Consider the following 12,643-nt stretch of genomic DNA (forward strand, 5'->3'; position numbering starts at 1 on the left):
ATCTCGAACGCTCCTCATCCCACATGCTGAGACCACCACCATAGCAGTGCCGGTCAGTGCGGGGGCGCCCACATCATCAGGGGCCAATTCCAGGGCGTGATCAGGCCGCACACGCCGATCGGCTCCCTGACGATCCGAGTTGTTCCCTGCTCCTCCGCGAAGGCATAGTTCCGCAGCACGGCGACTGCCGCTTCGAGGTGGGCGAGGCCGCTTCCCGTCTGCGCGCGCAACGCCAGCGATCGCGGGGCGCCCATTTCCTCGGTGATCGCGTCCGCGATCTCGATTTCGCGCCGTTTATATTCGGCGATGATCCGCTGGAGGAGGTCGATCCGCTCCTCGCGCGTCGTCACGGCCCATGATGCGAATGCTCGCCGCGCCGCGTCCGCTGCGCGATCGACATCGGCCGCAGTTCCGGCCGATACGTGTCCGGCGACTTCCTCGGTCGCCGGATTGATGACGTCGAGCACCTGTGCCCCGCCAGCGGGATCCACCCAAGCTCCGTCGATGTAGAGTTTCGTATATTCGCGCATGCCTTCTCCTGAGCGTGGCGGTATCCCACAGTCGGCCGCCGCAGATCAGACGATCCGATCCCGGGCGTTGTTCAGGCTGGCGCGATAGATGGGCAGCCCCATCAGCAGGATCCCGATAATCACCGGCAACAGGATTCCGCCCGCGATGGAGATCGAATAGCGGAGCGCCGCCTCGTCGCCGAACCCGAAATCCGTGATCGCCGCGATGAAGCTGGCACCCAGCCCCAATCCCACGAGGTTCACGCACAGCAGCGTCAGCGCCATCACCTGTCCCCGCAACTGATTGGGGGTCACATCCTGGATCGCCGAGATCATGACCCCTTGCGCCGCCTGGCCGACCAGCGTGCCCACCGCCATGCAGCCGAGCGCAAGGGCCGCGTTCGGCATCAGCGGGCCGATGATCAGCGGGAGCGCCTTTATAAGGGTCGTCGCCAGCACGATGCGCATATTGGCATCGGCCCGGCCGGCTTTCATCAGGCGCCCGGAAAGCCAGCCCCCGCCAACGGTTCCAGCCGCGCCGCAGACCAGCATGACCGTTCCGTAATATAGTCCGACATCCTTGATGGACATGCCATAGGTTCGGATCAGGAATGTCGGATACCAGAGCGAAACGCCTATCGCGAGCATGCCTATCAGCGAAATCGAGCTGATCAGCATAGCGTAGAGTTTCCAGTTCGCCTTGAGATAGTCGAAGGTTACCGACAAGGGCATCCGATGCGTTTCATATCCCTTGGCGAGTTCCCGCCGCATCGGTTCACGGATGGTGAGCAGCAGGGCGACGATGAAGGTGCCCGGCAGGCCGACCACCACGAAAACCATCTGCCATGGCGCGAGCGCCCCGATGATCGGCAGATCGCCGCCGCCCTTGCCTACGAAATATTGCAGCAGCGCCCCGCCGATGATGAGGGCGAGCCCGCCGCCGATCGGGTAGCCGATTGCGTAGCAACTGATCGCGAGCGCGCGGCGCTTTGAATCGAAATAATCGCTGATCAGCGAATATGCCGTCGGGCTGAGCGTCGCTTCCCCCACGCCTACGCCGATACGCGCCGCGAAGAGCTGGCCGAAGTTGCGCGCCAATCCGCATGCCATCGTCATTATGGACCAGAAGGCCACGCCCCAGACGATGATCCGCGTGCGATTTCGGCTCGTATCGACAAACCGCCCGATCGGAATCGCGGCAACGCTGTATAGCAGCGCAAAGGCGAACCCCTGCAGAAGGCTGATCTGGAAATCGCTGAGGCCCAGATCCTGCTTGATGGGGATGACGAGGAGGGTGAGCACGCGCGCATCGATCGCGCTGAAGCAATAAGCCAGCGAAAGGACGCCGACGACATACCAACGGTAAGGCGTGCTCGGCTCGCCTTGCGCCAGCCGCTGCCGCTCCAACACCCTGCTCGCCACGCGCGTTTTCCTTCCTATCGCTACCAGGCCGACACGGGGTTGGCCCGGGCCAACAGCGTGGTCATCCGCTCCCGCAGTTTGTCGTCATTCTCGCTGCTTTCGGGCAACAGCCAGAAGCGGCCTGCCCGAATGCCTTCAAGCGCGAAGGCCGCGACCTCCTCGGGTTCGGTCAGCGCCATTTTCAGGCCGGTTGTCCGAACCAGATCTTCCATCGTCTCATATGCGGGCTTGTTGCCGTCATCGTCGCCATAATCGGCGGGGCGGTTGCGCTTGGAGGCCAGAATGGACGTGTTCACGACGTGCGGACCCGGGAACAACACCGCCGCCCGCACGCGATCGCCCTCGCGCAGCAACTGCTGGTAAAGGACTTCGCTGATGCTCGTCACCGCCGCCTTCGACGCGGCATAGATTGGGGTGTTGGGAAGCGAGCGCAGCCCGCCATTGGACGAAGAGGTGTTGATGACGACCCCCTCTTCACCCGATGCGAGCATCCGCGGCACGAAGGAGCGGATGCCGTAAACCACGCCGAAGAGGTTCACGTCGAACCCCCAATGCCAATCGCTGGTGGGCAGCGACCAGATCGTCCGCTGGGCCTCCCCCAGCCCGACACCCGCATTGTTGAAAAGCAGGTGGACCGCTTCATGGCGCGCCCAAACGGCCTCGGCCAGCGCCTCAACCGAATCCGCCTTGGTGACGTCGACCTGGAGGCCAATCACGTCGCCACCGGTTTCCGTCGCTATTTCCGCGGCGGTGGCATCGAGCCTCGCCTGGTCGATGTCGGCGAGGACGATCTTCGCGCCCTCCGCCGCCAACTGGGCGCCCAGGGCACGCCCCACGCCGCTGGCGCCGCCGGTGATGACGGCGACGCGATCCCTGAAGTCGCGCATCAGGCTGCCTTGGAGCCGATCAGGGGAACGTCTATTCCGGGATTCGATGGCACGTCGTTGCGCTGGACCCAGAAAGGCGCGATGAACTCGCTGGGCACGGTGCGGAGCAATTGCCCGCTCGTATTGGTCGCCCCTTCGACATAATCGAGGCTGACGATGCGGCGGATGGGCACATCGACCAGCGGATCATATGCGGACTCGTGAAAGCGGATCTGCCCGTCGAAGCGGCGCTTCAAGCTGTAGTTCCGTTTCCAGTTGAGCCGGGTGAGAAACACGTCACCATCGAATTCACCCGGCGTGGAGATTGATGGCAAACCCTTGTAACAATAAAAATATTCCTCGAAGGGTTCGGGCTTGCCCTGATCCTCGCCGATCGTGCCGTCGACCTCGAAATATGTGATGCCGTGTCGCGTGCAGGTGGCACGCACGTGATTTCCATCCTTTTCGAAGGTGGTTTCCGCGATCTTCTTGGGCTCGCCGAAACGTTCCCGGCCACTCGTGACCACGGACTCGCCTTCCATTGCCATATGGAACACGTAGCCGCCGGGTGTGCCTTCATAATCGCACATCAGACCCAGCGTCAGCGCGCCGATCTCGACGGTGGTTTCCGGCGTGACGTGCATGGCCACATGGGCGAACTGGAGGAAAACCTCGGGCCGCGCTGCCGGAACGAGAGGCCGCGGCAACATGGCGCGGACGATCTCGGCATCCGTTTCATAGGTGGCCCGGACCGTCCGCACCGTGTTGTTGAGGCTCGCCGAAGCCGGAGCGCCGGACGATCCCTGTACAAAGCGTAGCTTGGCCATATGCGCTTCTCCCTTGAGCAAAATTGCCCTCATCGCGCAGGCGGTGGCCTGCACGCAGAACATCCAGATCCTGAATCGGTCGGTCAGCCGGCCGCCATCTGCTGCGGGGCGTCCTCGCTTGCGTAGAATTGTTGGAAATAATGCCGGAAACGAAGGATCGGGCCGTCACCATCGCACAGGAGCGGTTGCGCCCGGTGGATCTTGTGATGCCAGATCGGGATATCGCCTTCGACACCCGTTTGCCCGCACGTATATTCGATCGCCATGAGCGCCGCCCGATGCTCCGGCGAGCCTTCATCCGTTTCGGGGAAGGTGAAGCAGAAGCGCAGCTCGACCTGATCGGCCTCGACGGGGGTTGCCAGAACCATCAGCGAAAGCGTGACGACGCCCTGCAGTTGCGTGAACTTCTGGCCCGCCCCGTTCTGGATGGTGTTGACGCTGGACGGAATGATCCTGGTGGTTCCATCGGGCAGCACCGCCACGCGCTCGCCATGTGCGCTGCTTCGCCGGATATGGCCGTCATAGGTGGTCTTGCCTTCGGGGACCGCTTCCATCTTGTGCACATATTCGAAGTGCGCGAAGTCGACGCCGTTCTCGGCAATTTCCTGAGGGTTGCTCGCGAAGCTCCAGAAACGGCGGACAGGGGGACTCCAGCCGCTATCGGTAAAGGGGGCATGTTCGATCACGTCGAATGTCGGCGCGATGCGATCGGGATGATACCAGGCCCACACCACCCCGTTCTTTTCCACTACCGGATAAGGCCGTGCGATCGGCTCGCGCCTGGTGATGGGCGGCATCAGCCTGGCATAGGGAATGTCGGCGCAGAAGCCGTCCGGGCGATAGGCCCAATGATGAAAGGGGCAGCGGAGGCAGTCTCCCTCCACGGTGCCCCCATGGCCCATATGGGCGCCGAGATGCGGGCAATAGGCGTCAAGCAGGCCGACCGCACCGGATTCGCCCCGGAAAAGAACGAGGTCGCGGCCGAAATAATGGATCGGGCGGACCGCGCCGATCGCGAGCTCATCGCTATAGCTGACAAAGAACCAGCCAAATGGGATCGTCATCGGAAACCGTTGGAGCATCGATCCTCTCCTATCGCCGGCCGCCTTGTGGCGGTCCGGTTGCTGCTCTTTGGCGCTTTTCAAGATGCAGAATAACCTTTCATTCCAGCGGGTGAAGATCGCCGGGGGGGAAGCACTGTCCATGTCGGCGGACAATGGCGCCTATCGCCGGTGGATATGTTCACCCAAAGCGGTCATCGCCGGCCGCATCCATGGCCGTAGTTTGCGATGCTCAAAGCTGACGGCAAGGTGATCGATGAATGCGCGGGTGGCAGCGGGTATCATGCCCGGTGAAAACACCGCCCACACTTCCTTGTCGTAAAAGGCCCAGTCCTGGTTGAGCGCAACGAGACGGCCATCCATCAGGTCATCGCGAATGATGCTGATCGGCAGCTGCGCGATTCCCAATCCATGCCGCACGGCCGAGGCGAGCGCGATGCCGCTGTTGCTCTTCCACGTGCCCGAAACCTTCACCCGATTGTTGGGCGCCTGCTTTTCGTTGAAATAGAAATAACCGCCCAGATCGGCGAGGCACGCATGCGCCGCCAGATCGGCAGGGCTTTCGGGCCAGCCGTGGCGCGCGATATATTCGGGAGAGGCGCACAGGCAGTATGAGAGATAGCCGAACAAACGCGCCTTGAGGCCGGAATCGATCAGCCTGCCGTATCGGATAACGACATCGAATTGTTCCTGCACGAGATCCGCCTCGCGCAGATAGGCCACGACCTCGAGCGAGATTTCCTGATGCCGGGCGCTGAATTCGGCGACGATCGATGACATGAAGGTGACGCCGAATATGTCGCTAAGCCCCACGCGGAGACGCCCTACGGGGCGTTCCTGGAACTGCGCCATCTGACGTTCCACATCGATGAGAGACGAGCGCATTTCCATGCAGCGCTGGTGGAACAGATCGCCAGCGGCGGTCAGCGACAGGCGCCGTGTCGTGCGGACAAGCAGGCGGGCGCCGACACGCGTCTCAAGTTCGCTCACCATCTTGCTGACGAAGGATTTGGAGACGCCGAGCGCCTCGGCTCCGGCCGTGAAGCTGCCGGTCTCGACGACTGCAAGAAACTCCTCGATGCCGCGCCAAGTCACCTGTCGTGTCCCCTGCAGTGCCGCCTCGAAGGCGGCATTGCGCGGAACGCTATTCCTGTGCAGCACCGGAGGAAACCCGGTTTGGCCGGGATTGTTTACAATAGGGGCCAAATCTGTTGGCCGGTCGCGATCATGCGGCACGCTTGACGAACTGCGCCTTTTGCGGACCGATTTCGGCGGCGAGCTTCCACAGCGCCGCCTTGTCCACATCGTAGACGTCGAGGGCGTTGCCGGCGAGCATCTTCTGAATATCCGCCTCGGGCAGGCCGCCCAGGCTCAGGCTCATCTTCTGGAGCGTCGCCGGCCAGGTTCCCTCGGGGTGAGGATAGTCCGTGCCCCACATGATCCGGTCGACACCGATCTTGTAATAGGATTCGGTCGTCTCCTCGTCCGGCAGCGCGGAACATCCCACCCAGATATTGCGGGCGAAATACTCGCTCGGCTTCATCGTCAGGTTGGAATTATAATCCCCGAGCTTGCCGCTGGTGTGCTTCACCGAAGCGCGGATATCCATGAGCTCGAGCACCCAGGGAAACCAGAATTCCCCGCCCGCTTCGGTGAAGGCGACCTTGAGGCGAGGATAGAGTTCGAACACGCCGCCGAAGATCATCGTCCACATCGGCCGCGTCAGCCAGAAGGCATATTCGGACAGATAGGTGCCGATCCAGCCTGGCTGGCTGGTATCATAGGCCGGTGCGCCGCCCGAATGGAAATGAACGGGCATGTCCAGTTCCTGAAGCAGATCCCACATCGGATAATATTTCCGATGGTTATACATCGCATAGCCATCCATGATCGCCGGCATGAAAACGCCCTTCAGCCCGGCTTGGCGCGCCCACCGGATTTCCTTGAGATTTTCCTCGACGTCATAGAGCGCAGGAATGATGGCGAGGCCGATGCGGCGGACGGGGTCGTCGCGGCAGAAATCGGCCATCCAGCGATTATGCGCGCGGGCGCCTGCCCATTGCAGTTCCGGGGCCACGCCAAACGGGCGCAGGCCGACATCGGCGCCGAAAGGCGGAGCATTACGTTCGGTGATGCCGTCGGGAAACAGCACTTCGGCGGCCACGCCATCTTGATCGAGCACGCGGTTGCGGATGACGGGATCCCATGCGCCTTCCAGCCCGTCGCCTACCTTGGCGCGCCATTTCGTGTTGAAATCGTCGAGCAGGAACAGCTTTTCATGCTCTTCCCGAGCCTTGATCTCCCGCTCCAGGCGCTCGTCGAACTCCGCATGATATTGGCGCTCGAGATAATCGCGATAACGTTCAGGCGGCAGCCCCGCGTGACCGTCGGACGATATGACGAGGTAGCGGTCCATGACATTCTCCTGCTGACGGCTGCGCGGGATTTCGCTGCTGCTTGCGCGGGGCTTCCCGGCGATTTGATCCTGTCCGATTTATCGCGCCGCACGGCGCCACCACAAGGCAACCACCGCGCACAAACTATCGCTCACAGGAAACGATCGCGTCCGATCGCACCCGGTTTTCGGCCAGCGACGGGCTGGTCCAGCAATAGCCGAGCATCGCCGCCATCAGCCCGCCGAGAACAATGAAGGGACCGCTTGGTGCGATCTCATAAAGCGCGACGGCCAGGATCGGGGAGATGACGATCGAGGCGCCGGCGATCGACCCGACAGCGCCCGCCACCGCACCCTGTCCTTCATCCGGCGCGGCAAGCGATGCGCCGGCGGAGAAGCCGGGCCGCGCAAGCCCATAGCCCAGGCTGGTCAGCGCGAAGGCGGCAACGAGGGCGCCATAGCCGGGAAGCATCACGATCAACATGTTGCCGCCGAGCGCGAGCGCGGCGCCCCAGCGGAGCAAGGCCCGGGGCATCATGCCGGCCATGGCTATCAGCCCCCATTGGGCGAGCAGCCCGGCGGCGGCGCCCGTCACCATGGCCAATCCGATCGCACCCTGTGCCTCCATCGGAGGAAGGCCGAGCCGGTCGATGACCTGAAAACCAAGGGTATAGGTGTTGGCGGCCTGAGCCGAGCTGACCGTGAAGCCATATAGGAGGAAGGGACGGACGCGCTGGTCGCCCCATATCGAGCCTGTCCTTTCGACGCGGCGGCTGGACAGTTTCGGCGGGCCATCCGCAGGCAACGCGATAGCCGCCAGCAAAAGGATGGCGACGCCGCCCGCGGCGAAGAAGAACATCGGGGCCGACAGCCCCACCGGCGGCAGGATCAGGAATGGTGCGAGCGCTGGGCCTAAGATCGTCCCCAGGCTGAGCGCGCCGCCCAGGGTCGCGATCGCCCTGACCCGGCGCGCGCCTTCGCTATGATCGGCGACATAGGCTTGCGCGGCGGCCGCGGAGGCCGAGCCGAACATGCCGTAGCTGGATCGGATCACGAGAAAGGCCATGAAGATCACGGTCGGCCCGGCAAGCGGGGCCGTCGCGGCGAGGACGACGAGGCCGCAGCCCAGCATCGAGAATATGAACCCGCCAAGACCGACAAGGATGAAAGGCTTGCGTCCCCGTCGATCGGAACGCGCAGCCCAATATGGCGAAAAGATTGCCCACATCAGCGCCGAAAGCGAGAAGATGCTGGCGATCAGGAAGTCCGATATCCCAAGCTGACGACCGACCGCGGGCATCACCGATATGAGACCCGTATTGCCGATCGCGGTCGCCAGCGTCGTGGCAAAGAGCGCCGCGAACGCCATCCGCGGCAAGCCGTTGGCGCCGGAGATCGCGGTTTCCCTCATCCTTCCGGCGCCCGCCACCAGCGCGTTCAGAACTTGAGGCTGGCCTCGACCCCGAAGCTCTGGGGATCGGCCCACTGCCGAACCGTGAAGAGGCTGAGGTTGATGCCGCTGACCCAATATTTCTCGTCGGTGATATTCTTGCCCCAAACCGACAGCTCAAGTTCCGTGTTGCCGCCGAGCGCGATACCGGCGAGCGAGATCCGTCCATCGAGCACGCCATAGGCCTTGCGCTTGCTGAGCTCGTCGGGCGTGATCGTGCCCCATTGGGCGCTGCGCCACGAATAGTTCAGGCTGGTGATGAGCTCCATCGAGCCGAGATCGAGCCGATGTTCCCCGCCAAGCAGGAAGTTGTGCTTTGGCGCCAGCGGAATCTTGTAGAGGTCCGTCACGTCCTCACCCGATGGCAGCACGAAATCCTTGTATCGCGCGTCGAGATAGCCATAGCCGAAATTAAGGCTCAGGCTGTCGATCGGGCGTATCTGGCCTTCGATCTCGAAGCCGGTGAATTCAGCCTTCCCGGCATTGATGATGTTGGTGGTGATCACCGCCGGCACGAACACGCCGGCCTGAAAATCCTTGTAGATGCTGTGATAGACGGCGGCGTTCACGCTCAACCGGCGATCGAAGAAGGCGCCTTTGGTGCCGAGTTCGAAAGACAGCAGTTTTTCCGGATTGTAAGGCGCGTTGAAGGCTGCATTGTTGGACGCCGTGTCGTTGAAGCCGCCGCTTTTGAAGCCGGTCGCGACCCGCCCATAGACGTTCCAGTCGTCCTGCAGCTTGTAGCTGACGTTGAATTCCGGCGTCAGCCGCGACCAGGATCGATCATTCTGGAGAGGAATGAGATCGTCAGGCCCCGGATCCGCGCCGGGCAATGCGCCCGACGGCGGCCCACCGCTGATCGTGATCGGCGTCCCATCGGGGCCACGCTGGAAAACGCCCGAACCGGGGGCCGCCGGATCGGCGGCATAGGCGGTGTAGGAAATGAAACGTTCCCATACGTCCTTGGTGTCCCGCGTCCAGCGCAAGCCGACGGTAAGATCCAGGCGGTCGCCGGCAATGGGGGGTGTCCACGTAAATTGCCCGTAGCCCGCAACGGAATAATTATTGGCCCCTCGCTCGCTCAGATCATATTTGTTGCCGCCGAACTGGAAGTTCCAGCGCGGATTATACACGCCATATTTATCCCGCATATAAAATGCGCCGAGCGTATATTTGATGCGATCGGTGCTTCCGATAATCTGAAATTCTTCGCTGAACTGCTGATAATCATTGTTGAGCGTGAAGCGGACCAGATCATTCGGCGTGCCGTCAAAATCGCTATCGCTCCGGGTTTTGAGCTGCCGCCAGGCGGTGATGGATTTCAGCGTGATATCGCCCAGGCCGGTCGATCCGACGTCAAACTGCGTCGTCAGCGCATGACCCCATACCTTGAAATCGCTGCGGACATTGTTGTCGGCGGAAATCCGGTCCGGGCGATCGGGGTGAATATACGGGCCGATCAGGCCATAGAGGGGTGTCCCGGGAGCGATCGTGCCCGGCGCGCTGATCGCGAGCATCGCGCCGGTGCCGTTGCTGTCGCTGATGTCGAAACCATAAACCAGCGAGAGCCGATCGCTAGGCTCCCATAGCAGGTCCACGCGTCCCGCCTTGAGCCGTTGCCGGCCGAAATCAGCCGATGGGCCGTCATTCTTGTAGAAACCGTCAAACTGGCGACCGGAATAAGCGAACTTGGCTTTCAGCGTGCCCAACGCGTCATCAGGCGTGCCCATTGTCGGCAGGTCGACGGAGATACGCTGGGTATAGAGATCATATTCGCCCGCGCCCAGCACGAGGCGCCCGCCAAATTCTCCCGAAGGCCGGCGGGTTACCAGGTTCACCGCGCCGCCTATGGTGTTCTTGCCGTACAGGGTGCCTTGCGGGCCGCGCAGAACCTCGATCCGCTCGAGATCGACCGTGTCGAATGCCGCGCCCGTCGACTTCGCGATCGGCACGCCGTCGATATAGAGACCGACGGGCTGATCGCGGCCGAGGCTGGTATCGGACGACGGAGCAAGCCCGCGGATTGAGATGAGGGGGCCGAAGGTGTTGCCGACGGTCTGGTTGATCTGGATGTTGGGAACGAGCGTTTCAATATTGCTGACGGTTGTGACGCCGCCGCGCTCGAGCGCTTCACCGCGCAGCGCGGAGACGGAAATCGGCACGTCGATCAGCCGTTCTTCGCGGCGTTGCGCGGTGACGACAATGTCCGCGATTCCGCTGTTGTCCTCAACAGGCTGATGGGTTTCCTGGGCGGCCGCCGGTGCCGAAATGGCGATGGCACTGTTCATCAGTATAATCAGTCGGACGCGGCGCCTCATATTCCCCTCCCTCATATGAAGTGGGGGACAACCGCCGCACCGACATGCTCCGGCGCCCGATCTCCCCCATCATGCTGCGATTTTCGCAGTCATTTGCAGATCGAATGCGCAATGCCGGAAGCCTGCTTCAATCGTTGCCAGCATATCCTTGCGGATAGGCCGACCTTCAACAAGAGCGTGAAGATGACCAGACTGTTTCCGATGGAGAACAATTAATGTGATCTGCGGGGGGAAGCCGCAACCGCCCTGTCGGTGGCGCGCCCGCCCGTATAGGGCGGGTCGGCCAGCCTCAACGACCGGCGCCCGTCGATCGGCGTCCGCCCGCTAAGCCAATATCCTGACGAGGCGGGTGGCGATGGCGATCCAGGCGGGATTGGTGACGACCTGCTGGCGGGAACCTGCGCCGGGGGGGAGCAGGAGCAGGCGATCCTCCTCCGCGCCGATGAGCCGGCCGAAGGCGAAGCGGCCGGCCGGGCGGGGAACCAGCACGTCGCGGTTGAGGGCGCGGGCGAAGCCATCCGGCGCAACGCGCTCGCACCATATCTCGTCGCCGGAGCGATAATCGCCGATCGAGCTTTCGACGAGCAACGCGACCGCGCCTGCCGTCGGCGCGGGGGGCGTGAGGCTGAGCGGCCGCGCTGGAGCATGCGCGCCATCGGCGCCGATCATCGCCAGCACCGGCAGGTCGATGCGATCGGGCAGGCGGACCAGATCGGCCGCGTCCACGCCCAGCGCCGCCGCGATGCGGTTGAGCCAGCCGACCGAGACGGTGCGGGTTCCGGTTTCGAGCCGGCCGATCGTCTGCGCCGTGGTGGGCGGCACGCAGCGATCGGCCACATCCTGGAGGGTAAGGCCCTTGGCCCGGCGGACGTCGCGGATGCATGTGATCATGGTGTATAACCCATATGGTTCATTGCTTTCCTACAGCATTACCTATGTGGCAATCAACTGCCTTGTCGAGGCAAGGAGAAACAGCATGGCGGCGATTGGGGCCCGTGGCAGGCGGATCATGGCGGCGCTGGAGGAAGGGCGGCCCGCGAGGCGGCATGGCGATGGTTGGCGGGTGGGCGTGCTGGACGCGCCTGACAGCCTGATCGACACGCTGGCCCGCGCCGACCTGGTGACGGTGGCAGACAGGGCGCTACGGCTGACGGCGGCGGGGCAGGGATTCACAGCCAGGATCGCCCGGCCCGATCGCGCCAACCGGCTGATCGTGGAGCGGCCCGTGCCTGCGGCGGAATCGAGCGGCGGCCGGGGTGGTGGAGCTGACGGAGCGCGGAGACGCGATGGCGCGGGCGGGAATGAGTGTGGGCCGGCGCGGCCCGCGCGGAGCGTGGCGGTGAATGCGGGGGAATCGCCGCTGGGATGGCTGCTGTCGCGCGGACTGCTGACCCGGCGTCAGTTCGACGCTGGAGAGAGGCTGCGTGCGGACTGGGAGATGGCGGGGCTTTCGCCGCGCGTGACGATGCGCTGGGACGCGACCCCGGTGGCGCGGGGCGCGAGGGGGCCGGACGCGCCCTTGGACCCGACGCTGGCACAGATCGCGGCGAAACGCCGGTTCGACGGGGCGATTGCCGCAACAGGGCCGGGGCTGGCCGATATCTGCTGGCGGGTCGTGTGCGGGGGCGAGGGGCTGGAGGGCGCGGAGCGGGCATTGGGCTGGCCGAGGCGCGCGGGCAAGCTGGTGCTGCTGATGGCGCTGGACCGGGTGGCGGATTTCTATGGCGTGCGATGAAGCGGGGGCACGAAGGCCGGGCTGGATTGGGCGCCCGCGTGCGATGCTTGAACGGGCGCT

Annotated in this window: 11 protein-coding genes; 1 reads left to right on the forward strand and 10 read right to left on the reverse strand. The window is 63.4% G+C overall.

The features are described from left to right. Window positions 1-53: 53 nt before the first annotated feature. The 10 genes from CV103_RS18060 to CV103_RS18105 form a co-directional block, all read right to left on the reverse strand. Window positions 54-530 (reverse strand): aldehyde dehydrogenase family protein, encoded by a 477-nt coding sequence (locus tag CV103_RS18060; protein ID WP_245896938.1) that lies wholly within the window; start codon window positions 528-530, stop codon window positions 54-56. Between the two features lie 45 nt (window positions 531-575). After that, window positions 576-1,931 (reverse strand): MFS transporter, encoded by a 1,356-nt coding sequence (locus tag CV103_RS18065; RefSeq protein WP_084653019.1) that lies wholly within the window; start codon window positions 1,929-1,931, stop codon window positions 576-578. Window positions 1,932-1,951: 20 nt separating this feature from the next. Next, window positions 1,952-2,818 carry an SDR family NAD(P)-dependent oxidoreductase gene (locus CV103_RS18070; protein WP_015460079.1) on the reverse strand — a complete coding sequence of 289 codons (867 nt, stop codon included), beginning with the start codon at window positions 2,816-2,818 and terminating at the stop codon, window positions 1,952-1,954. Next, a complete protein-coding gene (locus tag CV103_RS18075; protein WP_015460080.1) occupies window positions 2,818-3,687 on the reverse strand; it encodes an acetoacetate decarboxylase family protein in 870 nt (289 codons plus the stop codon). Before CV103_RS18075 ends, CV103_RS18070 begins: the two co-directional genes overlap by 1 nt. A gap of 20 nt (window positions 3,688-3,707) precedes the next feature. After that, entirely contained in the window at window positions 3,708-4,706 is a 999-nt protein-coding gene (locus CV103_RS18080) for a Rieske 2Fe-2S domain-containing protein (protein WP_107395733.1), read from the reverse strand. Window positions 4,707-4,847: 141 nt separating this feature from the next. Continuing rightward, complete coding sequence (locus tag CV103_RS18085) at window positions 4,848-5,921, reverse strand: LysR family transcriptional regulator (RefSeq protein ID WP_245896939.1); 1,074 nt, start codon at window positions 5,919-5,921, stop codon at window positions 4,848-4,850. Further along, the gene (locus tag CV103_RS18090; RefSeq protein WP_107395734.1) at window positions 5,911-7,101 is read right to left on the reverse strand and encodes an amidohydrolase family protein; all 1,191 of its coding nucleotides are present in this window, start codon (window positions 7,099-7,101) and stop codon (window positions 5,911-5,913) included. Before CV103_RS18090 ends, CV103_RS18085 begins: the two co-directional genes overlap by 11 nt. Before the next feature lie 124 nt (window positions 7,102-7,225). Beyond that, entirely contained in the window at window positions 7,226-8,491 is a 1,266-nt protein-coding gene (locus tag CV103_RS18095) for an MFS transporter (RefSeq protein ID WP_107395735.1), read from the reverse strand. 26 nt (window positions 8,492-8,517) lie between these two features. Beyond that, window positions 8,518-10,818, reverse strand: coding sequence for a TonB-dependent receptor (locus CV103_RS18100; RefSeq protein WP_107395736.1), 2,301 nt, complete (start codon window positions 10,816-10,818; stop codon window positions 8,518-8,520). 354 nt (window positions 10,819-11,172) lie between these two features. Beyond that, a complete protein-coding gene (locus CV103_RS18105) occupies window positions 11,173-11,739 on the reverse strand; it encodes a helix-turn-helix domain-containing protein (RefSeq protein WP_015460086.1) in 567 nt (188 codons plus the stop codon). A gap of 442 nt (window positions 11,740-12,181) precedes the next feature. Between CV103_RS18105 and CV103_RS22955 the strand changes: the two genes are divergently transcribed. After that, window positions 12,182-12,583, forward strand: a complete 402-nt coding sequence (locus CV103_RS22955) for a DUF6456 domain-containing protein (RefSeq protein WP_245896959.1) — start codon at window positions 12,182-12,184, stop codon at window positions 12,581-12,583. Window positions 12,584-12,643: the final 60 nt, after the last annotated feature.

Origin of the sequence: Edaphosphingomonas fennica (assembly GCF_003034225.1) — a bacterium.
GTDB classification, from domain to species: domain Bacteria; phylum Pseudomonadota; class Alphaproteobacteria; order Sphingomonadales; family Sphingomonadaceae; genus Sphingomonas_E; species Sphingomonas_E fennica.

Excerpts from the sequence above, each read along its gene's own strand:
- CV103_RS18075 (WP_015460080.1), bottom strand. The coding sequence starts at position 3,687 with ATGTTCTGCGTGCAGGCCACCGCCTGCGCGATGAGGGCAATTTTGCTC.
- CV103_RS18080 (WP_107395733.1), bottom strand. The coding sequence starts at position 4,706 with ATGCTCCAACGGTTTCCGATGACGATCCCATTTGGCTGGTTCTTTGTC.
- CV103_RS18100 (WP_107395736.1), bottom strand. The coding sequence starts at position 10,818 with ATGAACAGTGCCATCGCCATTTCGGCACCGGCGGCCGCCCAGGAAACC.
- CV103_RS18090 (WP_107395734.1), bottom strand. The coding sequence starts at position 7,101 with ATGGACCGCTACCTCGTCATATCGTCCGACGGTCACGCGGGGCTGCCG.
- CV103_RS18095 (WP_107395735.1), bottom strand. The coding sequence starts at position 8,491 with ATGAGGGAAACCGCGATCTCCGGCGCCAACGGCTTGCCGCGGATGGCG.
- CV103_RS18105 (WP_015460086.1), bottom strand. The coding sequence starts at position 11,739 with ATGATCACATGCATCCGCGACGTCCGCCGGGCCAAGGGCCTTACCCTC.
- CV103_RS18070 (WP_015460079.1), bottom strand. The coding sequence starts at position 2,818 with ATGCGCGACTTCAGGGATCGCGTCGCCGTCATCACCGGCGGCGCCAGC.
- CV103_RS18060 (WP_245896938.1), bottom strand. The coding sequence starts at position 530 with ATGCGCGAATATACGAAACTCTACATCGACGGAGCTTGGGTGGATCCC.